Annotated in this window: 20 protein-coding genes and 2 pseudogenes; 13 read left to right on the top strand and 9 right to left on the bottom strand. The window is 69.9% G+C overall.

What is annotated here, in order from left to right; genetic code table 11:
* Positions 1-29: 29 nt before the first annotated feature.
* Positions 30-896, bottom strand: a complete 867-nt coding sequence (locus E3O32_RS05965; protein WP_134507616.1) for a PhzF family phenazine biosynthesis protein — start codon at positions 894-896, stop codon at positions 30-32.
* A 186-nt stretch (positions 897-1,082) separates the two neighbouring features.
* On the opposite strand from E3O32_RS05965, the gene E3O32_RS05970 reads away from it, so the two are divergent.
* Genes E3O32_RS05970 through E3O32_RS05980 form a run of 3 tightly spaced genes read left to right on the top strand, consistent with a single transcriptional unit; the run spans position 1,083 to position 2,757 of the window.
* A complete protein-coding gene (locus E3O32_RS05970) occupies positions 1,083-1,676 on the top strand; it encodes a sulfite oxidase-like oxidoreductase (RefSeq protein WP_134507618.1) in 594 nt (197 codons plus the stop codon).
* Entirely contained in the window at positions 1,673-2,410 is a 738-nt protein-coding gene (locus E3O32_RS05975) for a ferredoxin reductase (protein WP_338145183.1), read from the top strand. The genes E3O32_RS05970 and E3O32_RS05975 overlap by 4 nt, the downstream gene beginning before the upstream one ends.
* Before the next feature lie 23 nt (positions 2,411-2,433).
* On the top strand, positions 2,434-2,757 hold the full coding sequence (locus E3O32_RS05980) for a DUF6510 family protein (RefSeq protein WP_134507620.1): 324 nt from the start codon (positions 2,434-2,436) through the stop codon (positions 2,755-2,757).
* A 99-nt stretch (positions 2,758-2,856) separates the two neighbouring features.
* Here E3O32_RS05980 and E3O32_RS05985 read toward each other — a convergent pair whose 3' ends face one another.
* From E3O32_RS05985 to E3O32_RS05995, 3 genes are all read right to left on the bottom strand, one after another.
* Positions 2,857-5,355, bottom strand: a complete 2,499-nt coding sequence (locus tag E3O32_RS05985; RefSeq protein WP_134507621.1) for a glycoside hydrolase family 65 protein — start codon at positions 5,353-5,355, stop codon at positions 2,857-2,859.
* Positions 5,352-6,161: an HAD family hydrolase gene (locus tag E3O32_RS05990; RefSeq protein ID WP_134507623.1), complete on the bottom strand. Its 810-nt coding sequence runs from the start codon at positions 6,159-6,161 to the stop codon at positions 5,352-5,354. Before E3O32_RS05990 ends, E3O32_RS05985 begins: the two co-directional genes overlap by 4 nt.
* Before the next feature lie 524 nt (positions 6,162-6,685).
* On the bottom strand, positions 6,686-7,543 hold the full coding sequence (locus tag E3O32_RS05995; RefSeq protein ID WP_134507624.1) for an NAD-dependent epimerase/dehydratase family protein: 858 nt from the start codon (positions 7,541-7,543) through the stop codon (positions 6,686-6,688).
* Between the two features lie 41 nt (positions 7,544-7,584).
* Here E3O32_RS05995 and E3O32_RS17875 point away from each other — a divergent pair.
* Positions 7,585-7,785, top strand: a pseudogene (locus E3O32_RS17875) (hypothetical protein); the annotation flags it as partial.
* Positions 7,786-7,817: 32 nt separating this feature from the next.
* Here the strand turns inward: E3O32_RS17875 and E3O32_RS06005 are convergent.
* Positions 7,818-8,381 (bottom strand): TetR/AcrR family transcriptional regulator, encoded by a 564-nt coding sequence (locus E3O32_RS06005; RefSeq protein ID WP_134507626.1) that lies wholly within the window; start codon positions 8,379-8,381, stop codon positions 7,818-7,820.
* Positions 8,382-8,480: 99 nt separating this feature from the next.
* Between E3O32_RS06005 and E3O32_RS06010 the strand changes: the two genes are divergently transcribed.
* From E3O32_RS06010 to E3O32_RS06040, 7 genes are all read left to right on the top strand, one after another.
* Positions 8,481-9,317, top strand: a complete 837-nt coding sequence (locus tag E3O32_RS06010; RefSeq protein WP_134507628.1) for an alpha/beta fold hydrolase — start codon at positions 8,481-8,483, stop codon at positions 9,315-9,317.
* Between the two features lie 313 nt (positions 9,318-9,630).
* On the top strand, positions 9,631-11,055 hold the full coding sequence (gene hemG / locus E3O32_RS06015; RefSeq protein WP_166790788.1) for a protoporphyrinogen oxidase: 1,425 nt from the start codon (positions 9,631-9,633) through the stop codon (positions 11,053-11,055).
* Complete coding sequence (locus E3O32_RS06020; protein WP_241974629.1) at positions 11,052-12,302, top strand: TIGR04053 family radical SAM/SPASM domain-containing protein; 1,251 nt, start codon at positions 11,052-11,054, stop codon at positions 12,300-12,302. Before hemG ends, E3O32_RS06020 begins: the two co-directional genes overlap by 4 nt.
* Before the next feature lies 1 nt (position 12,303).
* On the top strand, positions 12,304-13,392 hold the full coding sequence (locus E3O32_RS06025; RefSeq protein WP_241974637.1) for a ferrochelatase: 1,089 nt from the start codon (positions 12,304-12,306) through the stop codon (positions 13,390-13,392).
* A gap of 265 nt (positions 13,393-13,657) precedes the next feature.
* On the top strand, positions 13,658-14,815 hold the full coding sequence (locus tag E3O32_RS06030; RefSeq protein WP_134507634.1) for a LolA family protein: 1,158 nt from the start codon (positions 13,658-13,660) through the stop codon (positions 14,813-14,815).
* On the top strand, positions 14,812-15,771 hold the full coding sequence (locus E3O32_RS06035) for an ABC transporter ATP-binding protein (protein WP_134507636.1): 960 nt from the start codon (positions 14,812-14,814) through the stop codon (positions 15,769-15,771). Before E3O32_RS06030 ends, E3O32_RS06035 begins: the two co-directional genes overlap by 4 nt.
* A gap of 106 nt (positions 15,772-15,877) precedes the next feature.
* Positions 15,878-16,678, top strand: a complete 801-nt coding sequence (locus E3O32_RS06040) for an ABC transporter permease (RefSeq protein WP_134507931.1) — start codon at positions 15,878-15,880, stop codon at positions 16,676-16,678.
* A gap of 18 nt (positions 16,679-16,696) precedes the next feature.
* Here the strand turns inward: E3O32_RS06040 and E3O32_RS06045 are convergent, their stop codons facing one another.
* From E3O32_RS06045 to E3O32_RS06055, 3 genes and pseudogenes are all read right to left on the bottom strand, one after another.
* Entirely contained in the window at positions 16,697-17,281 is a 585-nt protein-coding gene (locus E3O32_RS06045; RefSeq protein WP_166790789.1) for a low temperature requirement protein A, read from the bottom strand.
* Between the two features lie 19 nt (positions 17,282-17,300).
* Positions 17,301-17,930, bottom strand: a pseudogene (locus E3O32_RS17570) (low temperature requirement protein A); the annotation flags it as partial.
* Positions 17,931-18,065: 135 nt separating this feature from the next.
* A complete protein-coding gene (locus E3O32_RS06055) occupies positions 18,066-19,649 on the bottom strand; it encodes an HNH endonuclease signature motif containing protein (RefSeq protein WP_166790790.1) in 1,584 nt (527 codons plus the stop codon).
* Positions 19,650-19,843: 194 nt separating this feature from the next.
* Here E3O32_RS06055 and E3O32_RS06060 point away from each other — a divergent pair, with 194 nt between their 5' ends.
* The gene (locus E3O32_RS06060; protein WP_134507642.1) at positions 19,844-20,503 is read left to right on the top strand and encodes a hypothetical protein; all 660 of its coding nucleotides are present in this window, start codon (positions 19,844-19,846) and stop codon (positions 20,501-20,503) included.
* A gap of 22 nt (positions 20,504-20,525) precedes the next feature.
* On the top strand, positions 20,526-21,026 hold the full coding sequence (locus E3O32_RS06065; RefSeq protein WP_134507644.1) for a DUF2269 family protein: 501 nt from the start codon (positions 20,526-20,528) through the stop codon (positions 21,024-21,026).
* On the opposite strand, the gene E3O32_RS06070 is transcribed toward E3O32_RS06065, so the two are convergent.
* Positions 21,007-21,513, bottom strand: coding sequence for a MarR family transcriptional regulator (locus E3O32_RS06070; RefSeq protein WP_134507646.1), 507 nt, complete (start codon positions 21,511-21,513; stop codon positions 21,007-21,009). The genes E3O32_RS06065 and E3O32_RS06070 overlap by 20 nt on opposite strands.
* Positions 21,514-21,516: the final 3 nt, after the last annotated feature.

Raw genomic sequence — 21,516 nt, forward strand, 5'->3', positions numbered from 1 at the left:
TCGTTTCGCGCGAGGCCATCGGTGGCTTCTCAGATGATTGGAACTGCGGTCCCGCTCACCACGATGCCTCCTGTGCGGGGGATCTCGACCGTGAGAACGCTGGGCCGGCCGACATGCTCCCCGTGGTGCACGGCCACCGTGCCCGGCACGGTTATCGAATCGGTGGCACGGAGGTACCCGCCCAGTGAGGCCGCCGCCGATCCGGTTGCCGGGTCCTCGGTCAGGGTGCCGACGGGAAACAGATTCCGAGCCGCGAAGTCGGTCGGCGTGGTCGCGTGCAAGACGGAAACCGTGCCGCGCCAGCCCTGGGCATCCATCAGAGTGCGCATTGATCCTGGGTCGAACGTGAAGCAGTCGAAGGCGGCACGCTCGCGCAGGACGAGAATCGGATGCCAGTTGCCGGCAAACGCCGCCAGGAGCGGATAGCGCGGGTCCAGGTCGCCGCGTTCGAGCCCGAGCAGGGAGAACAATTCGCCTTCCACCTCGGGCGCGAGGGGCGCCACCTCCGGCTCGACGCTCGTGAACGCCGCGACGATCCCGTCGCCATCGGCCGAGGTCTCGATCGTGACGGGGCCGACGAGGGTCTCGAAGACGAACGTCCCCGTGCCTGCCCGCTCGGCGAGAGCGACCGCGGTGGCAATGGTGGCGTGACCGCAGAACGGCACCTCGGCGCCGGGGGAGAAGAAGCGGAGGCGGAGATGCCGCGAATCGCCGGCAATGTCCCGTTCGGTGACGAACGCGGTTTCGGCGTAACCGACCTCGGCAGCGATGCGCTGCATCGCCGGCGCGGCAAGCTTGCCGGCCTGCAGAACGATTCCCGCCGGATTGCCTCCGCCCGGTGTGGCGGCGAACGCGGCATACCGCAGCACGGCCGGTGGTGTCCCTAGCTCAGGCATAGCGGATCCACTCTCTCAGGAACACGGCGCAGCCTCTCCTGAGACGTGGCCGATTTGCAGGAAATTCTACCGTGCGCCCTTCCCTCAGTGACTCTGCCGACCACGATGGACCTCGAGAGTCCGCGCCGATAGGCTCCCTTGTGCCGGCCCCGATGGCGCGGACCATTCCTTCTGAAGGAGAACACCATGGGAATCATTACGCCGGGCTTCTTCGGCCGTGGACGCAAGGCTGCGGCCGGTCTGCCGCCGGGGCAGCACCTGACCGAGGATTTTCCTGTTCTGTCCGCGGGCCCCACCCCCAGAATCCGGGAGGACGACTGGGAATTCACCATCGCGACGGAGCACGGCGTGACACATCGGTGGAGTTGGGCCGAGTTCATGGCGCTGCCGCAAGAGGAGCCGACCGTCGACATCCACTGTGTCACCAGCTGGTCGAAGCTCGGCACGGGCTGGCGCGGTGTGTCTCTGGACACGTTCCTCGACCAGGTCGAGTCGTCGGCCGAGTACAGCATGGCTCACAGCTATGGCGGCTACACCACGAACGTGCCGGTGGCGGACCTGCGCGATGGCAAGGCCTGGGTCGTGCACGAATTCGACGGCAAGCCCCTCGCGCCCGAACACGGCGGCCCGGCCCGGCTCCTGGTGCCCCACCTCTACTTCTGGAAGAGCGCGAAATGGCTGCGCAGCCTCGAGCTGATCCGCCAGGACGCGCCGGGATTCTGGGAAAGCAACGGCTACCACCTGCGCGGCGATCCCTGGCGCGAGGAGCGCTACTGGTGAGAAGCGGCTGGAACGTGGCAGAGGTGGTCGAGGTGCGCGCCGAGACCGCGAGCGCGCGCACGATCCGGCTGCGGGTGCCGGGACTCTCCGGCCACGTCGCCGGACAACACGTCGACGTGCGCCTCACCGCGGCGGACGGCTACAGCGCGGTGCGCTCCTACTCGGTGGCGTCCGCACTGCCGGGCGACGAACTGGAGATCACCGTCGAGGAACTGCCCGACGGCGAGGTCTCGCCGTATCTCGTGCGCCAGCTCTCCACGGGCGATCAGATCGAGGTGCGCGGCCCGATCGGCGGCTGGTTCGTCTGGCACCCGGGCGACAGCTCTCCCGTGCAGTTGATCGCGGGCGGATCCGGCGTCGTGCCCCTGATGGCGATGATCCGCGCGCACGAGGCATCCGGTAACCGGTCCGAGTTCCGGCTCCTGTACTCGCTGCGCGACCCGGAATCCGCGTTCTATCGCGGCGAACTCGACTCGCTGTCCCGAACGTCGCGCCGGTTCGCGGTCACCTGGGTCTACACGCGGCGTGCTCCTCAGGGGTGGCCGACCCCTGCCGGGCGACTGGATGCGGCGACCCTCGCCTCAGCCGTGCTTGCGCCGGAGTCCACCCCGGCCGTCTTCGTGTGCGGCGCAACCGGGTTCGTGGAGGCTGTGGCGGACTGGCTCGTTCAAGCCGGGCATTCCCCGGACCGGATCAAGGCCGAACGCTACGGCGGGATGGGCGACACCTCGTGATCGAGACACATGACAGGGGACCGATGGACGGCGACGCATCGGCCAGGCTCGGTGGGAAGGACAGCTATCTCGACGGGAACGCCGCGGCCGGGGCCCTCTCCGAGATCTTCACCTTCGACGTGACGATGGCACGCGGGCGGTGCGAACAGTGCGGGGCCGTCGCGGCGCTGGCGACCGCACGGTGGTACCCCGACTCGCACGGCCTGGTGCTTCGCTGCTCGCTCTGCGAGGGAGTGCTCTTGCGCCTGGTCGATCACGACGACCTCAGATGGGTCGACCTCCGCGGCCTCAGTTTCCTTGAATTCACGCCCCAGGAACGGCGGGAGTCTGAAATTGACGCAGTTTGAGGCCGATGCCGATGCCGAGGCCGAGGCCGATGCCGATGCCGATGCCGCAGCCGACGGCGCCGAGGTTGAGCGCCGCTGGTCAGTCGCTGAGCCCGCTGGTCAGTCGTTGACCTCGAAGTCGAACACGTGCGCGATCGTGGGGATCGACGACGTGATGACGGTGCCGTCCGCGCGGCGGCCGCCCTCGATCGCCGCGGGCGAGGGGGCACCGGCGTCACGCAGCCCCTGGTGGGACAGCGGGACGGTCACCGGGTGGCCGGCCACGAGGTCGAAGGCAACCCCGCGCACGGCGAGCCTGGCCGCGTCGCCCTCTTCGATCGTGAGCACGATCTCCTTCTGGCGAAGATCGAAGCGCACCCGGGTGCCTCTGAGGGTGATCCGGAAGGTGAGTTCCTCCCAGTCGACCGGCAGGCGCGGGTCGAGGGTGATCCGCCCGTTGTGGTCGCGCAGGCCGCCGAAGCCGTAGACGAGCGCGCTCCAGACGCCGCCGGCCGAGGCCACGTGCACGCCGTCCGCCGCGTTGTGGTGCAGGTCGGCGAGGTCCACGAAGAGCCCGGAGGTGAAGTGCTTGAGGGCGAGTTCGTGGTAGCCCACCTCGGCCGCGATGATCGACTGCACCACGTCGGAGAGGGTCGAGTCTCCGGTCGTGATCGGGTCGTAGTAGTCGAAGTCGGCGCGCTTCTGCTCGGCCGTGAACTGGTCGCCCTGCAGGAGGAGGGCGAGCACGACATCCGCCTGCTTGAGCACCTGGAAGCGGTAGATCACGAGGGGGTGGTAGTGCAGCAGCAGCGGCCGGTTGGCCGCCGGCGTCGCTGACAGGTCCCAGCGTTCCTTCTCGAGGAACTGGGCATCCTGCGGGTGGATGCCCAGGGTCTCATCGAACGGGATGTGCATCGCCTCGGCGGCGAAGGCCCATTCCACGACCTCGGTCTGGTCCAGGCCGAGCCGGGCGACCATGGCGTTGTAGGAGTCGATGTCGATGTAGCGCAGCCGCCGCACCGCGGTGACGGCGGAGCGGAGGTTGGCCCTGGCCATGATGTTCGTGTACAGGTTGTCGTTGACGACGGTGGTGTACTCGTCCGGCCCGGTGACGCCGTGGATGTGGAAGACGTCGTTGCCGTTGCCGCGCCAGAAGCCGAGGTCCGCCCACATCCGGGCGGTCTCGACGAGGATGTCGATCGCCTCGCGGGAGAGGAAGTCCTCATCGCCGGTCGCCGCCACGTACTGGCCGAGCGCATAGGCGACGTCGGCGTCGATGTGGTACTGCGCGGTTCCAGCGGCGTAGTACGCCGAAGACTCGAGGCCGTTGATGGTGCGCCACGGAAAGAGGGCGCCGAGCTGGTTCAGCTCGCGGGCGCGCATCCTGGCGTGGTCGAGCATCGCGTGCCGGAAGCGCAGGGCGTTCCGCGCCGCGTTCGGGGACGTGTAGGTGAGGAACGGCAGCACGTAGACCTCGGTGTCCCAGAAGTAGTGGCCGCCGTAGCCGGAGCCGGAGACCCCCTTCGCGGACACACCCTGGCCGTCGGCGCGCATCGACGCCTGGGCGAGCTGGAACAGGTTCCAGCGGGTGGCCTGCTGGAGCGAGGGCTGGCCGGCGAGCTGGACATCCGTTCGCGCCCAGAAGGCGTCGAGCCAGTCGCGCTGCGCCGTGAGGATGGCCTCGAGGCCTTCCTTGCGCGCCCGGTCGAGGGTGCGGTCGCAGCGGTCGGCGAGCTCCTGGGTGGGCACGCCGGTCGAGGTGTGGTAGCTCAGCGTCTTGGTGATGCGGATGACGTTGCCCTGCGTCGCCTTGATCTTGTAGACATGCTTGGCCATGTCGTCGCCGATCTGCGACGACTCCTCGAACTCGTTGGCGGTGTCGATCGCGTGGTCGGCGCCACAGGCGATCGTCATGCCCGAGTTGGTGCAGCGGAAACCGAGGATGTAGCGGCCGTCGGAGGCGCGCTTGAACCGCGGCTGCAGCACCCGGTCGGTGAACGACTCCGCCTTGCGCGGGTCGAAGTCCTTGCCGCCCCCGGCCCTCGGGGCGTCGTACTCGCCCATGCCGTCCTGCCGGTTGAGGATCTGGCTGGAGATGACCACGGAGGCGTCGGCGTCGAGCATGGTCACCTCGTACTGCAGCACCGCCAGGTGGCGTTCGGTGAAGGAGACCACCCGGCGGGACCGGATCAGTACCCGCTTGCCCGACGGCGTGCGCCAGACCAGGGAGCGGGACAGCACGCCGTCGGCGAAGTCCAGGCGACGCTCGTAGCTGAGCAGGTCGGCCAGGGTCAGCACGAGGGGCTCGTCGTCGACATAGATGCGGATGACCTTGGCATCCGGCGCGTTGACGATGGTCTGGCCGACGCGGGCGAAGCCGAAGGCCTCTTCAGCGTGCCGGATCGGCCACGTCTCGTGGAAGCCGTTGATGAAGGTGCCCTGCACGTGGCCGTCGCGACCCTCGTCGACGTTGCCGCGCAGGCCGAGGTAGCCGTTGCCGACCGCGAACAGGGTCTCGGTGCGGCCCATGTCCTCGCCCGAGAAGGCGTTCTCGACGAGTGCCCACTCGTCGACGGGGAACCGGTTGCGATCGAGGGGATCCGAGGGGTTCAGGTTCATGCGTTCGCCTCCGTGGTGGCTGAGGTGGTGTTCGGGGTGATGGTGACGGATGCCGGCACGAGCTCGTCGAGGTCGGAGACCACGATGTCGGCGCCCGCGTCGAGCAGGGTCTGCCTGCCCACGCCGCGGTCGACGCCGAGCACGAGGCCGAAGTTGCCCGCGCGGCCGGCCTGGATGCCCGACTGGGCGTCCTCCACGACGACGCACTCAGCGGGGGTGAGGCCGAGCAGCTCCGCGCCCAGCTCGTAGGTGTCAGCGGCCGGCTTGCCGGCGAGTCCGCGCGAGGCGGAGAGGAGGCCGTCGACGACGACCTCGAACCGGTCCCGGATGCCCGCGGCGGCGAGGGTCAGCTCGCCGTTGCGCGAACTGGTGACGACGGCAACGAGCAGTCCGGCGCTGGTGACGAAGTCGAGGAACTCGATCGAGCCGGGGTACGGCGTCACGCCCTCTTCGGCCAGGGTCTCGTTGAAGGCCTCGTTCTTGCGGTTGCCGAGGCCGCACACGGTCTCTTGGTCGGGGGCATCCGTCGGCAGCCCGTCGGGGAGCGTGATCCCGCGGGAGGCCAGCAGGCTGCGCACACCGTCGTAGCGGGGCTTGCCGTCGATGTACTCGAAGTAGTCGGCGTCGCTGTACGCGGGGGAGACGCCCTGCTCCTCCAGGTACGGGGTGAACAGGCGAGACCATGCGTGCATGTGCACGTCAGCGGTCGGCGTGAGCACCCCGTCGAGGTCGAACAGCACGCCGCGCAGGCTGTGCAGGCGGTCGAGCGTTTCGGCGTGAGAAAGGGGGTTCTGCGGAGAAGTCATATGTCGTGCCCTGCTCGGTATCGGCCTGGAATGGGGTTCTGCTTGTCAGAATGACGGTTGATCAGGATGCGGGCCGAGGTGGAGGTTCTGCCACTGAGTTGTCGCGGGGGAATGTCATCGCTTGAGTAAGAGCCCTTCCAGCCACCGGTGCTCGGCTGCAGGCGGAGCACCACGGGAGTGGCTTGATTGGATTGATCGAGAGGCGGCCGGGCGGTGAAGGTATCTCAGCCAACGGCGGCAAAGATCGCGATTGACGACACGCGAACCACGTCCGGGGAAGGCATGCGTCGTTATTACAGCAATAATTCTATGCCCCGGGCGGGGTTTTTCCACCTGTGGGTTTCGGACTCCGGCCGACGGCGTCGACGGCGGCCGCGAAAAGCCCCGGCTGCACCACGCCTGGGGGAGGTGAGGTTGCGGCCGGGGCCGATCGTGTGGAGTGGGGGACTCCGTCAACCACGGTACGGGGGATGGGCTGGGTGCCGGCTGGGCAGGCCCGGGATCGGATGAGCAAGCTGACAGGTTCAGGGCCGCGGTGCGGCGTGATCCCGCCAGCTGTGCACCGGGGCGTAGCCGAGCATCCGCCTGGCCTTGTCGATGCAGAGCAGCGTCTCGTTGGCGCCGACCTGCTTGCGGAACTCGACGCCGGGGAACACCTCGGCGGCGAGGTCGGCGTTGGGCCGGCTCATCACCGTGTCGGCGGCGGCGATGATGAAGGCCTCGAAGCCGGGCCGGGCGTTCTCCAGCGCGCGCAGCACGGCCTGTGCGCCGTCGCGGCCGTCGATATAGCCCCAGAGGTTCCACTTGCGCCGGGTGGCGTCGCTGTCGAAGGCGGGGAACGCGGCGTAGTCCTCGGGGTCCATCACGTTGGAGAACCGGAGGGCGGTGATGCTCAGCGTGGGGTCCCAGCGGGTGAGCTGGATCGCCATCTGCTCTTCCAGGTGCTTGACCAGCGAGTAGGTGCTCTCCGGCCGGGCCGGGTACTCCTCGTCCACGGGGAGATAGGGCGGGTCGGTCTCGAACGGCAGCCCGAGCACCGTCTCGCTCGACGCGTAGACCAGGCGGCGGATGCCTGCCCGCCGGGCCGCCTGGAACACGTTGTAGGTGGAGAGGATGTTGTTGTGGAACGTGGCGACGTCGGGAACGAGACCCGGGGCGGGGATGGCCCCCAGGTGCACGATCGCGTCGAACCCGGTGTGCCGGTCGTCGACGCCGAGGACCGCGTCGAGGACCTGGCCGTAGTCGGTGAGGTCGATCAGCACGAGGCCGTGGCTCTTCTCCCCGGCCCGGTCGAGGTTGAGCACCTGGTGCCCCTCCTCGGTGAGCCTTCGCACGACGGTCCTGCCGAGTTTGCCGCTTCCGCCGGTGACCACAATTCTCATCTTCTGCTCCCTGGGTTCCTCCGCCATGCTACGAGGCTTTCGTGCCTCGCCGGGACGTCCTGGGCTACCGGCTTCCCCCGCTGCCCGGGCTCGGCTGGGTCTCGCCGCTGCTCGGTTCGGTGATCTTCGCCTGGCGCGGCCGGCCCTTCCTCGCCGGCGCCGTGGACGAGGTCAAGGCCCGGAAGCCCGGCATGATGCTGCTGATCTCCCTCGCGATCTCGGTGGCCTTCCTGGCCTCCTGGAGCCGCGCTCGTCCAGGAGCCGGCGGCCGACTTCAGCGCCGCAGGGCCGCGCCGATGAGGATATCCGCGGCGTCGCGGGCCGAGCGGGCGGCATCCGCGCTGCCCGAGATCGCCGCGGTGGTCTGAGCGCCCTCGGCCAGGATGGCCAGCTGCGGGGCCAGGCTCGCCGGCGCCCCCGCCTGCTCGACGAGGTCGGCGACGTAGCGCTGGAACGACTCCTTCTGCTCCCGCGCGGCGAGGGCGACGGCGGGAACCGTGGCGCCGAGCTCACCGAAGGCGTTGATGAAACCGCAACCTCGGTAGTTGCCGTCGGTGAACCAGTCGTGGAGGAAATCGTAGATGGACAGCAGCCTGTCCGTCGGGGTGGACACCGCGTCGGCGGCGCGGGCGATCCCCGAGGTCCACAACTCGTGGCGCCGGTCGAGCACAGCGAGCAGGATCGCCTCCTTCGAGTCGAACAGCGAGTAGAGCTTCTTCAGGGAGATCCCGGTCTCCGAGCGCAGTTCATCCATCGTGACCGCCTGGATGCCGCGGGCATAGAACAGCCGGTCCGCCGCGTCGATCGCAGCTTTCTGGGCGTCATTTCGTTCGTCCATTGAATTCACACAGCCTCACTTGCGCAGAGAACGCAGGTTCTCTACACTATCAAACAGATCAGAGAACGATCGTTCTCTGCCGATGAAAGGAATCGAAAGATGTCGTTTATCACTGTCGGAACCGAGAACAGCACGAATATCGACCTCTACTACGAGGACCACGGCAGCGGGACGCCCGTCGTGCTGATCCACGGGTATCCGCTCGACGGCAGGTCCTGGGAGAAGCAGACCGCAGCCCTCCTCGACGCCGGCTACCGGGTCATCACCTACGACCGTCGCGGATTCGGCCAGTCCAGCCAGCCGGCCGCAGGCTACGACTACGACACCTTCGCCGCGGACCTCAACACCGTACTCGAGACCCTCGACCTGAAGGGTGTGGTGCTGGCCGGCTTCTCGATGGGGACCGGCGAGGTCGCCCGGTACCTCAGCACCTATGGCTCGGCCCGGGTGGCGAAGGCCGCCTTCCTCGCCTCGCTGGAACCCTTCCTCCTCCAGACCGAGGACAACCCGGACGGTGCGGCGCCGAAGGAGTTCTTCGACGGAATCGTCGCCAGCGTGAAGGCGGACCGCTACGCCTACTTCACCGACTTCTACACGGGCTTCTACAACACCGAGGAGAACCTCGGCACCCGGCTGAGCGAGGAGGCCCTCCGGCACAGCTGGGACGTCGCCGCCGGGTCCGGGTTCTACGCCGCGGCCGCGGCCCCGCTGAGCTGGATCACCGACTTCCGCCAGGACATCCCCAGGATAGACGTGCCCACCCTGATCGTGCACGGCACGAGCGACAACATCCTGCCGATCGACGCGGCCGGCCGGCCGTTCTCCCGGCTCCTCCCCGACGCCGAGTACGTGGAGATCAAGGGCGCGCCGCACGGCCTGCTCTGGACCCACGCCGCCGAGGTGAACGCCGTCCTGCTCGCCTTCCTCGCGCGCTGACGCCCCGCCGGGAGCCGGCGCAACCCCGGCTCCCGGCGGCCCCGGCAGTGCATATACCCGAATCGGAATGGATGTCGGCAGGTGCCGGACGGTGCGGGTGCCGGGCGCAGGTCGAGAGCCGTTTCCCGTGCTGGGCCCCGCTCGGCCCCGTGCTCGCCCGTGTCGTGCACAGACGTGCAAACCGACGACTTCGGTTGTGCCGCCGCCCGTCTGCCGCGAATTCCGTGGCATTGACCGCCGTAGGATCGGAGATGACAAGGATTGCCACAGGGCGTCGGCTGCGCTGGTTCCCCGGCAATTGGAGGAATATACAGTGCACTCGCGACCACGGATTGTCATCATCGGCGGCGGAATCAGCGGATTGACGAGTGCACACTATCTGCACCGCCGGCTCGGGGACGGGGTGCAGGTCACCCTAGTCGAGGGTGGTCCGCGGCTCGGCGGGAAGATCGCCACGGTGCCGTTCGGCGGCCAGGCCGTCGACGTCGGACCAGACGCCCTGATGGTGCGTTCCCCCGTCGTCGCCACCCTGATCGACGACCTCGGGCTCGGCGACCTCGTCGTCGAACCCAACGCGGGCGGCGCCCGGATCTGGTCCCGCGGCAAGCTCCGCCGGCTCCCGGCCGGCACCTTGTTCGGCATCCCCGACCGGCTGCTGCCCCTGCTCTGGAGCGGACTGCTCTCCCCGTCCGGGGTGGCCAGGGCGGCCCTCGACATCGTGCTGCCCCGCCGCCCTGGCCCGAAGCCGGCCGATCCGACGATCGCCGAGCTGGTCCGCCCGCGGATGGGAGCGGAGGTGTTCGACCGGCTGGTGGACCCGCTGCTCGGTGGTGTGCACGCCGGCCGGGCCGACGAACTCAGCGCGCACAGCACGGCTCCCGACATCGAGGGCCTCGCCCGCACCAACCGCAGCCTCTACCTCGCCCTCGGCAGGCGCCGCCGCGCCGCCCCGCCGAAGACCGGCGGCGCCGCCCTGGTCACCCTCCGCGGCGGACTGGCCACCCTGATCGACGCCCTCGCGGCCCGGCTGGCGGGCGACGACATCCGCCTCGGCAGCCCGGCCTCACTGATCACCCGCACCGGCGACGGCTACACGGTCGGCCTCGCCGACGGCAGGAACATCGAAGCGGATGCCGTCGTGCTCGCCGCCTCGGCCGGTGTGGCCGCCGAGCTCCTCGGCGGCGAGTCGCCCGAGCTGGCCGCCGCTCTGGCCGACGTGCCCTACGTGGACGTCGCCACCGTCTGCCTCGCCTACCCGCGCTCCGCGGCCCCCGCCGAACTGCACGGCACCGGATTCCTCGTTCCGCCGATCGAGGACAAGCTTGTGGTCGGCTGCACCTGGTCGAGTGCGAAATGGCCGCACCTCGCCAACGACGAGCTCGTCCTGATCCGCTGCATGGTCGGCCGGCGCGGCGACAACCGCTGGCTCGACCTCGACGACGACACCCTCGTCGACCTCATCCACGGCGAACTGGTCGAGGCGATGGGGCTGACCCAACGCCCGGTCGAACGGCATATCGAGCGGTGGCCCCAAGGGATGCCGCAATACGTGGTCGGCCACCAGGCCCGCCTCGACGCCGCGACGACGGCCCTGCTGGCCCTTCCCGGCATCCGGTTGACCGGGTCGTCTTACCGTGGCGTCGGACTGGCCAGCTGCATCGTGGACGCCGAACGCACGGCCGACTCGCTCGCCGCCCTCCTCTCCGGTGACCGGCCCCTCACCGAGGTGGCGTCATGAGCGGCGCGGACCTGCCCGGCGCGGTCCTGCCCGGCGCGGTCCTGCCCGGCGGGGTCCTGCCGGTCGCGGTCATGAACACCGTCGACCAGGCCGGAGTGCTCCCCAGCGTGCCGACCCGGAAGCGTGGTCCCGGTCCGGACTACGCCCTGCGGCCGATGCTCGTCTTCTGGGAGACCACCCGCGCCTGCGCGCTCGCCTGCAAGCACTGCCGCGCCAGCGCGACCATGCAGGCCCTGCCCGGCGAACTCACCACCGAGCAGGGCAAGAACCTGATCGACCAGGTCGCGGGCTTCGGCCGCCCCTACCCGATCCTCGTACTCACCGGCGGCGACTGCCTGATGCGGCCCGACCTCTTCGAACTCGTCGACTACGCGACGGGACTCGGCCTGCCGACCGCGCTCTCCCCGTCGGTGACGCCCACCCTGACCGCCGAGATGATCGAGAAGATCGTCGCCAGCGGGGTCAAGGCCGTCTCGATCAGCCTCGACGGCGCGATCGCCGCGACCCACGAGGGCGTGCGCGGCATTCCCGGCCACTTCGACGACACCGTGCGGGCCATCCGGGCGCTCTCCGCGGCCGGGCTGACCGTGCAGGTGAACACGACGGTGATGCGCGCCAACGTCGACGAACTGGCGGATGTCGCGGCCCTCATCGCCGACGCGGGCGCGTCGATCTGGGAGGTCTTCTTCCTCGTCCAGGTGGGGCGAGGGGTATCCACCGAGGCCGTCTCCGCCCTCGAACACGAGGAGATCTGCCACTTCCTCTTCGACGCGTCCCAGCACGGCTTCATCGTGCGCACGGTCGAGGCGCCGTTCTTCCGCCGGGTGGTCGCCCGCCGCCGGGCCGGCGACCCCGCACCCGCCACCTCGCGTTACCTCGCGCTGACCGAGCGGCTCGAAACCCTGATGGGGCCTCCGATCGGGTTGCCCCGGGCGCAGACGGCCTCGACCAGGGACGGCAAGGGCATCGTGTTCGTCGCCTACGACGGGGAGGTCTACCCGGCCGGGTTCCTGCCGCTGGGCCTCGGCAATGTGCTCACCACGCCGCTCGCGGAGATCTACCGGGACAACACCCTGCTCAAGCAGATTCGGGCCACCGAGTTCACCGGGCGCTGCGGCAGCTGCGACTACGCCGACCTGTGCGGCGGATCCCGGGCCAGGGCCTACGCCGACAGTGGCGACCCGCTCGGCGAGGACCCGGCCTGCCCGTACCAGCCGGCCGCGGCGGCGCTCGACGCCGGCGCCTGACGTGGGAAGCGCCACGCCGGCCTACGACGCCGTGCTGCTGCTCGGGTTCGGCGGGCCGGAGGGCCAGGACGACGTGATCCCGTTCCTCCGCAATGTGACCCGCGGGCGCGGCATCCCGGAGTCCCGGCTCGAGGCCGTGGCGACGCACTACCGGGCCCGCGGCGGGATCAGTCCCGTCAACGAGCAGAACCGGGCGCTGAAGTCGGCGCTGGAGAGCGAACTCGCCGGCCGCGGCATCGACCTGCCGGTCTACTGGGGCAACCGCAACTGGGTGCCCTACCTCGGTGACGCCGTCGCCGAGGCTGCGGCGGCCGGGCACACCCGGCTGCTCGCGCTCACCACCAGCGCGTACAGCTCCTACTCGAGCTGCCGGCAGTACCGCGAAGACCTGGCCCAGGCGGCGGCGCACACCGCACTCGCCGGCCGGGTGACCCTCGACGCGGTGCGACCGTACTTCGACCACCCCGGCTTCGTCACTCCCTTCATCGACGGACTCCGGACGGCCCTCGCCGCCCTGGCCGGGCGGAACGTCGCGACCGGCGACACGCACATCCTCTTCACAACCCACTCGATCCCGTCCGCGGATGCCGCCGCGAGCGGCCCGCGGGACGTCGGCTGGGGGCCGGGCGGCGCCTACGTGGCCCAGCACCGTGCCGTGGCCGAGGTGATCATGGCCGCGCTGCCGGAGACCGGCCGCCCGGACTGGTCGCTGGCCTACCAGTCCCGCTCCGGCCCGGCCGGCATGCCCTGGCTCGAGCCCGACGTCAACGACGCGATCACCGGCCTCGCCGCCGCCGGCGGCACGGCCGTGGTGGTCGTCCCGCTCGGCTTCATCTCCGACCACATGGAGGTCATCTGGGACCTCGACACCGAGGCCGCCGCCACGGCCGCCGCTCGCGGCCTGGCCTTCCTGCGGGTTCCCACGCCCGGTCTCCACCCGGCGTTCGTCGCCGGCCTCGTCGACCTCCTGCTCGAGCGCATTCCGACCGGAGCGACCCCGGTGCGGGCGGCCCTGACCTCCCTCGGGCCGTGGCGCGATGTCTGTTCCCCCGGCTGCTGCGAGAAGGCCGCGGCGCATCGCCCGGTCTGACCTGGTCGCCCAAGCGCGGATGGCGTGCCCGCGCGCCGCCGACCGCGCCTGCTGCGCCGCTGCGCTACAGGCGCACCAGGAGCGAAGCGGCGCAGGTGGCGCGCTCGGCGCCGGCTTGCGCAGCGCGCTGGCTCGGCGGGCACGGCGGGCACCGCGCGCTGAGAGTTCGCCGAGTGCGGGGGCATCCGGCACCCGGGAGGGGTGTGGTCCGGCGAGGCCGGACGTAGGATCGCAGTATGAATTGCGTCAGTCGAAGGAGGCTGTCATGAACCGCCGTTTGCGCACCTGGCTCCCCGTGGCGGTCGTCCCCGCCGTCGTCATCGTCGGCGTGCTGACCGTGCCGCTCCAGGCCGGCGCGGCCGTGGACCTGCCCGACAAGACCCCGGCCCAGGTGCTCGCCATGATCGGCGACAGCAACGTGACGGCGCTCTCCGGCACGATCGAACAGACCTCTGAGCTCGGCCTCCCCTCCCTCCCCAGCACCGGGTCCGGTGCGGATGCCTCCGCCTCCTCCGCGCTCGAGCTGCTCACCGGGTCGCACACGGCCCGGATCTACCTCAACGGGCCGGAAAACGTGCGCGTGCAGATCATGGACCGGCTCGCCGAACGCGACCTGGTGCGCAACGCCTCCGACGTCTGGATGTACAACTCCAAGGACAACACCGCCCTCCACGTCACCCTTCCGGACACGACCGGAATGCCGCGCCCGGAGGCCGACGGCGCCCAACAGACGCCGGCGCAACTGGCCGAACGGATGCTCGCGGCGATCGACCCGAGCACCGCCGTCACCGTCGGCAAGGACACCCGGGTGGCCGGCCGCACCGCCTACGAACTGCGGCTCACTCCGCGCACCGACGCGACCCTGGTCGGCGAGGTGTCGATCGCGGTAGACTCCGAAACCGGGATGCCGCTCCGGGTCGAGGTGCAGGCCCGAGGCCAGTCCGCCCCGGCCTTCTCCCTCGCCTTCACCAGGCTCTCCCTCGACGCGCCGAATGCGGACCTGTTCGACTTCACCCCGCCCGCCGGCGCGAAGGTCGAAGAGAAGACACTGCCGGACCCGTCGGCGATTCATGACAGCGCGATGCGCGACAAGGCCATGACCGGCACGAAGATGCCCGCCACCGCGGAGGAGGCGAAGAAGTTCCTCGAGGAGCTGAAGGCCGAGCAGCCGAAGAACGGCGGCGGTATGCTCCCCGGCGTGACCGTTGACGGCACCGGTTGGGCATCCGTCGTCGAACTGCCCGCCGGCACTGTCACGGCCGACCTCCTCGCCAACCCGCTGCTCGCGCAGGTGACCGAGAGCGTCGACGGCGGCCGGCTGCTGTCGACCGCGCTGGTCACTGTGCTGGTCACCGACGACGGCCGGGTGTTCGCCGGATCGGTTCCGGCGGAGCGGCTGCAGGCCGCGGCCGTCGGGGGGTGACCTCCGCTACCCCGTCCGTCGAACTGGCGATCGAGACCCGGGGGCTGACCAAGCGGTTCGGCCACCAGACGGCCGTCGCCGGCATCGACCTGTCGGTGCCGCGCGGTGCCGTGTTCGGCTTCCTCGGCCCCAACGGGTCAGGCAAGACCACGTCGATCAGGATGCTGCTCGGGCTCGCCGCCGCCACCAGCGGCGACATCGCGGTGCTCGGCCAGGTGATGCCCGGCCGGCTGCGCGACGTGCTGCCGCGGGTCGGGGCCCTGGTCGAGGGGCCGGCCTTCTACCCGTTCCTCTCCGGAGCCGCCAACCTGCGCCGGCTCGACACCGCCGACCCGGGCGCCTCGTCGGCCACGCGTTCCGCCCGCGTGCACCTGGCCCTCGAGCGGGTCGGCCTCACCCACGCGGCCGGCAAGAAGGTGCGCGCCTACTCGCTCGGCATGAAGCAGCGGCTCGGCATCGCGAACGCGCTGCTGGTTCCGCGGGAGCTGCTCGTGCTCGACGAGCCGACGAACGGTCTCGACCCCCAGGGCACCCGGGAGGTGCGCAGCCTGGTGCGGTCGTTGGCCGCCGAAGGCACCACGGTCTTCGTCTCCAGCCACCTGCTGGCCGAGGTTGAGCAGATGTGCACGCACGCGGCCGTGATGAGCGCCGGCAGCCTGGTGGCGCAGGGCACGCTCGACGAACTGCGCCGGGTGGGCGAGGCCCATCTGCGGGTGCGCACCCCGGATGTCGCCGACGCGCGCCGGGTGCTCGCCGGGTTCGGAATCGCGGCGGGCGACCGGGTCACCGACGACCTGCTCAGCGCGCCCCTGCCCGAGGGTGCGGCGGCCCCCGAGACGATCGTCGCCGCTCTCGTCGCTGCCGGAGTGCGCGTGCGCGGGTTCGCGGTGGTGGGCGCCAGCCTCGAGGAGCGGTTCGTGGCGCTGACGGGAGAGGGGTTCGACGTTGTCCAGTGACACCCGGCCCGCGGATGCCTCGGCATCCGTCACACCATCGACCGGCCTCCCGGGGCCGGGCACGCCACTGTCCGACCGGCCGCGGCCCTCCTCCGGCTGGGCGCTGATGGTGTCGGAGCTCACCGTGCTGTTCCGGCGTCGCCGCACCTGGGCGATGCTGCTCGCGCTGGCCGCCGTGCCGGTGCTGATCGCCGTCGCCGTGCGGCTGTCCAGTTCGCCCGTGGCGCCGGGGCGTGGCCCGCCCTTCCTCGACCGGGTCACCCAGAACGGCCTCTTCGTGGCGATCACCGCGATGGTGGTCTGCATTCCGCTGTTCCTGCCGCTGACGATCGGCGTGGTCACCGGCGACACCATCGCCGGTGAGGCCGGCCTCGGCACGCTCCGCTACCTGCTGGTGGCCCCCGCCGGGCGGGTGCGCCTGCTCATCGTCAAGTACGCGGGCGCCGCGGTATTCTGCCTGGCCGCCACTCTCACCGTCGCCGTCTCCGGCGCGGCCATCGGTGCCGCCCTGTTCCCGATCGGCCCGGTGACGCTGCTCTCCGGCGACACGATCGGGGTGGGGGAGTCCGTGCTGCGTTCGCTGCTGATCGCCGGCTATGTCACCATTTCTATGCTCGGCCTCTCGGCGATCGGCCTGTTCATTTCCACCCTGACCGAGGTGCCGGTCGGCGCCATGGCGGCCACGATCGTGGTGTCGGTCGTGGCGCAGGTGCTCGACGCGCTCCCGCAGCTGGACTGGCTGCATCCGTGGCTGTTCAGCCACTACTGGCTCGACTTCGCCGACCTGTTGCGCCAGCCGCTCGAGTGGACGTCGTTCGGCAACAACGCGCTGCTGCAGGGCGGCTACCTGCTGGTCTTCGGGGCGCTGGCCTATGGTCGGTTCGTCACCAAGGACATCCTGTCCTGACGCCGGTGACTGAGCCCGTCACCTGACTCGACGGGCGTAGGAGAACCAGGTGAGGCTGCCGAAGATCCAGACGGCGCCGAGTGTCAGCATCAGCAGCAGGATGTGCAGCCACGGCGGCGGGGCGAGCCAACCGAGGAGGAGAGCAACGGCCGCCGCCGTCACCAGCGCCGCCGCGACCGGGCGGTAGACCGGAGCCTTGCTCTGCCAATTCGCGAGCGAGGTCGCGACGAGGACGAGAGCGAGGGCGCCGACGGCCACCGAAACCGACAGCAGCATGGCCGCGGGAGCCGCGGTCGGACTCCTCGGCACGTGTTCAACCATACTGACCATGATCCCGCCGGTCGCGGCGATCGTCATTGTCACCGCGAGATGGCCGACGAGCCACCTCGCCACTGCACCTCGATCAGACCTCACCCGGCTGGCCGCCACGAAGTCGAAGTAGCTCCACCAGTAGGCGAATCCGATTCCGAGCCCCAGGATCCCGGTGACGATGGCGCTCGGCGTGCGACCGGCATCCGCGATGCCATTGACGACCCCGACCACCACCTCGCCCAGCACGATGATGGTGAACAGGTCGAACCGTTCGATCAACGACGCGCTCACGTTGACGCTGGTGTCGCGGGTGGCCCCGTTCCGCCAGTCCAGGATGGCGATGCTGCCCAGCCAGCCAGCCGACGACGACGACCGCCCACACCGCGAGGCGCGCCGTATCCGGGAGCAGCGCGCTGGCCCCGACGAGAGCAGCCGAGACGACGACGCCGACGATGTACGGGGTCGCCCTGGAACGCAACTCTGGGTCGTCCTGGCGCCGCACGGTGTACCAGAGCCAGGCGAGCAGGAAGAGGTAGACGCTGTAGACAGCGGCGAAGGCCGGGCCGTCGCCTGCCGTCGCCTCACCGGTGAACACGGCGAGGAGCCCGAACACGGCCATTTGCAGAAAGACGTACGACCGGGTGCGCCCATCGGAGCGGCCGTGCAGGTCGTGATAGGTGGCCCCGTTGACCCAGGCCAGCCAGATCAGTCCGAACACGATGGCGAACCGGCCCACGCCCGCCCACGTCACGTCCCCCGAGAGATGGTGGGCGGCCTGGGAGATGACGACGACGTAGACGAGGTCATAGAAGAGTTCGAGGAAACTGACCTCGCGCCCCTGGATGACGTCGCCGTGGGCCCGGGGCGGCTGCCAGAAGTGGCGCCGGAAGGCAGCGGCGGATGCCCAGGAGAGCGGTGCGCCACCCGGTTGGTTCGACATGCGCGCTCCTCGCCTCCGCTGCCGTTCTGTTCAGACTCTGAGAGTAGCTCAATGGGGCAGGACGCCCAGGGCAGAGCACGGGTCATGCGCGCGGTCGCGGCGCGGGCTCACTGGTGGTCGATCCGGTCGAGACCGTCAGGGGCGGTTGCTGACGAGGCGGGTGCTGGTGGTGCGGGTGCGGTTTTGGTTGGCGGGGTGCCAGGTTTGGGTGGGGTCATACCAGGGTGGCGCTTTGACTTGGGGGGTTCCGTTGACCATTCGGATGATCCAACCGGAGGTGTCGATGGTGTGGTGATGGAACCAGCAGAGCATCACACCGTTGTCGATGTCGGTGGGTCCGCCGGCGGCCCAGGGGATGACGTGGTGGAGTTCGGCCCAGTGCGGTGGGCAGGTGCAGCCGGGGATGATGCAGCCGCCGTCGCGGGCGGCGATGGCGCGGCGTTGGGCGGGGGTGAAGAGGCGTTGTTTGAGGTCCAGGCGGAGCACTTCCTGGTTCGGTCCGAAGAGGATCTTTTGATAGCCGCCGGTGCAGATGAGTTGCTTCACGGTGGTGAGCGAGACGGGGGCGTCGACGCCGTCGACCCAGCCGACACCGGTGCCGGTGAGGAGATCGGTCGCGTTGACGTGGACGAGGACGGTGGGGGCGGCGCCGCCCAAGGCGGGGGTGGCCGGGTCTCGGGCGGCCCGGTCGAAGAGGGCCCGGACGATGTCGGCGCGTTTCTCGCCGCCGGTGCGGTCGTCCCCGATCCCGGCCGGCAGATCATCCGGGGCGCTGTCGGCGCCGCAGTCCTCTTGCTGGTCGGAACCGGCCGGCTCGGCCGGTTCGGTGCTGGTGGACCTGGTGTCCGTCGTCGTCGGGTCGGGGTTGGGCAGGCCCTGTTCGGCGTGGGTAGGGAAGGCGGTTGAACGTGCGGAGAGGTAGGTGTCGAAGAGGACGGTCATGATGCCGCGTAGTTCGGGGGTGACGCCGCCGCGGAGGGGGTAGAGGCCGTCGGTGAGAGTGCCGAAGCTGATCGTGCTGCGGGGTTGCCGGATGGGTTCGGTGGGGGCGGTGCCGTCGGGGTCGAGCCGGGCTTGCCATTGGAGCACGATGCCGCGGATCAGGTCGGTGGCAAACGCGAGGCCTTCGCCGGGGAGCCCTTTGGTTTCTTCGGTGATCGCTCCGGTTGCGCAGGCGACGAGGGCGCGTTCGGCGGTGTGCAGGTCGTCGGGGGCGACCCGGGTGCTGATGCGTTCCAGCCCGGTCACGATCACGTCCGCTGTCTCCACGCCGAGCTTCCCGGCGGTGAGGGCGGCGGCGACGGCCGGGTAGAACGGCGGCATGATGAGGCCGGCGCCGGTGCGGGGCGTGACGAAGCTGCCGAGTCGAGTGCGGCGTTTGGTTTCTTTGACCGAGATGCGGGCGGCGCGGGTGATCACGTCCACCCCGTCCCGGCACCCCAGGCTGGCCGGCAAAGCGGGTTGGGACTGGCCCGGTAGGATCCGGACCGACCGGACATCAACCTCGGACGCGGTCGCGATCCGGGCCGCATCGACACTCCGGCCCAGGTCCTCGACCGCGGCGAGCACCGCGACCGCGTCCAGATCGCTCAGCCTGGCCAACGGCACCGCCGCCAGCTCGGCCGTCAGGGCCAGCTGCAACGCGGCCAGCCGCTGCACCGGGGAGAGCTCCACGACGGCATCCGTGCCCGGGATGGCTGGGGCGGGATCCGCAGCCATCCCCACCTCAACAGTTGGACCGGAGGCGGTGGTTGCTCGGGGATCAGGGGTTCCTGCCATAAACTGAGAATACCACAACTCGAACATAATTGCGAGGATTATTCGAGTTCTTGTGTCGAATAGTCGTATTGAATGTTGCCAGGTCCTCCCGGCAACGAGCTACGCTCGAATGCAGGCCAGCCAGGGAGAACACCGTGACGCACTCGTATCCGCTCTATGTGGCCATCCGCGCCCAGTGCTTTTGCTGCCGGTCGCTGCAATCCTTCAACTTCACCTCGGCAAGCGACCAGGTGGTCTGTTCGTTCTGCCTGCACCACCTGGGCGACGAGAAGGCCGAACGCCGGGACGCCGACCACGTGATGCTCTGGGTCGGCGAGTACGCCGACCTTCAGAACGTGCACCGGAAGTCCGTCGAGAAGTCAGAGTCCGATCTGGCCGAGCGGGACGCGACGATCGCGGAACTGACCGGGCAGGTCGACGAACTTCGTGCCCTGGTGGCCGGTGAGTTCGACCGCACGGTGAGCGGAGGCATCCGCGCCGTGCTCGAAAGCGATCTGGTCAGGCGAGCCGAACGTCGGAACGACCTCGGCGGGCGTCAGCTCGACTGGACGATGGCGGTGATCTGGCGGGTCGGGATGCTGCACTCGGGCGACCCGGCGAAACCGGGCTTCTGCACGTGCGGGCGCAGCATCCCTGCCTGCGCCGACGGCCGGGCAATCGACCCACAGCGGCAGGCCGTGAGCGACTGGGAGAAGAAGAACCTCGCCCTGCTCGCGGCCGGCAAGCGCCACGGACTCCCCGACGACCACCCGGCCGTGGCTGCCCAGCGCAGCGTGGGCGACCGGGGCCGGTAGCGTAAAGCAATACGCTGAAGCCATGGATACTCTGTTCAACACCCTGCACATCGTCGCCGCCGTCTTCATCGTCGGCCCGATGGCCATCCTGCCGATGACCGCCATGCGTTCGATCCGGGCGGGGGAGGCCGGTCAGGTGGCCTCGCTGGCGAAGTCGGTGAACCTGTTCACCCTGTTGTCGATCGTCGTGGCCCTCTTCGGCTTCGGCGCCCTCGGGGTTGCCGACCCTGAGGAGGGATTCTCGTTCGGCTCGACCTGGGTGCTGCTGTCGATCCTCGCCTACGCGATCGCCCTGGCGATCAACCTGTTCGTCGTCGTGCCGGCCATGCGCCAGGCTGCGGAGGCGCTCACGGCAGGTGCCGCGGTCGTCGGGGCCTCGGCAACCGCCACCTCGGCAACCGCCACCTCGGCAGTCGGGACATCCGACGCCAAGCCCGCCGGTTACTCCCGGGTGGCGATGGGATCCGGGATCTCGTCGCTCCTGCTGGTCATCGTGGTCGTGCTCATGGTCTGGAAGCCGTAGCCTCAGCCAGGGATTCGGCCAGCGCCTGGAGCAGCGTCGCGAGGGCGGCGCGCTGCGCGTCGGTGAGGCCCGCGAGCATTCGCTCCTGGTTGGCGACGTGATCGGGCAGCGCCCGGTCGATCAGCGCGCGACCCTCCGGAGTGAGGCTGACAACGGTGCCTCGCCCGTCGGCCGCATTCGGACTGCGGAGCACGAGGCCGTCCAGCTCGAGCCGGTTCAGCCGTTGCGCGATGGCACTCGAGGTGACCATGGCGCTCTGCTGGATCTCGGTGGGGGTGAGCCGGAACGGTTCCCCGTTCCGCCGCAGCGTCGCGAGCACGTCGAAGGACGCAGCGTCGAGGCCATGGGCCGCGAACGTGACGCCGAGGCGGGCGTCGGCGAGCCGGGCCGCGCGGGCGAGTCGACCGAGCACGGCCATCGCCGCCACGTCCAGATCAGGGCGCGCGGCCGCCCATTGCGCGAGGATGCGGTCGACGTGGTCGGTCATGCG

Origin of the sequence: Cryobacterium mannosilyticum, assembly GCF_004402705.1 — a bacterium.
In the GTDB taxonomy this organism is placed as follows: domain Bacteria; phylum Actinomycetota; class Actinomycetes; order Actinomycetales; family Microbacteriaceae; genus Cryobacterium; species Cryobacterium mannosilyticum.

Excerpts from the sequence above, each read along its gene's own strand:
- E3O32_RS06010 (WP_134507628.1), top strand. The coding sequence starts at position 8,481 with ATGTCGTTTATCACTGTCGGAACCGAGAACAGCACGAATATCGACCTC.
- E3O32_RS05985 (WP_134507621.1), bottom strand. The coding sequence starts at position 5,355 with ATGAACCTGAACCCCTCGGATCCCCTCGATCGCAACCGGTTCCCCGTC.
- E3O32_RS06070 (WP_134507646.1), bottom strand. The coding sequence starts at position 21,513 with ATGACCGACCACGTCGACCGCATCCTCGCGCAATGGGCGGCCGCGCGC.
- E3O32_RS06005 (WP_134507626.1), bottom strand. The coding sequence starts at position 8,381 with ATGGACGAACGAAATGACGCCCAGAAAGCTGCGATCGACGCGGCGGAC.
- E3O32_RS05980 (WP_134507620.1), top strand. The coding sequence starts at position 2,434 with ATGGACGGCGACGCATCGGCCAGGCTCGGTGGGAAGGACAGCTATCTC.
- E3O32_RS06020 (WP_241974629.1), top strand. The coding sequence starts at position 11,052 with ATGAGCGGCGCGGACCTGCCCGGCGCGGTCCTGCCCGGCGCGGTCCTG.
- E3O32_RS06055 (WP_166790790.1), bottom strand. The coding sequence starts at position 19,649 with ATGGCTGCGGATCCCGCCCCAGCCATCCCGGGCACGGATGCCGTCGTG.
- E3O32_RS06065 (WP_134507644.1), top strand. The coding sequence starts at position 20,526 with ATGGATACTCTGTTCAACACCCTGCACATCGTCGCCGCCGTCTTCATC.
- E3O32_RS05970 (WP_134507618.1), top strand. The coding sequence starts at position 1,083 with ATGGGAATCATTACGCCGGGCTTCTTCGGCCGTGGACGCAAGGCTGCG.
- E3O32_RS05990 (WP_134507623.1), bottom strand. The coding sequence starts at position 6,161 with ATGACTTCTCCGCAGAACCCCCTTTCTCACGCCGAAACGCTCGACCGC.
- E3O32_RS05965 (WP_134507616.1), bottom strand. The coding sequence starts at position 896 with ATGCCTGAGCTAGGGACACCACCGGCCGTGCTGCGGTATGCCGCGTTC.
- E3O32_RS05995 (WP_134507624.1), bottom strand. The coding sequence starts at position 7,543 with ATGAGAATTGTGGTCACCGGCGGAAGCGGCAAACTCGGCAGGACCGTC.
- E3O32_RS06040 (WP_134507931.1), top strand. The coding sequence starts at position 15,878 with ATGGTGTCGGAGCTCACCGTGCTGTTCCGGCGTCGCCGCACCTGGGCG.
- E3O32_RS06030 (WP_134507634.1), top strand. The coding sequence starts at position 13,658 with ATGAACCGCCGTTTGCGCACCTGGCTCCCCGTGGCGGTCGTCCCCGCC.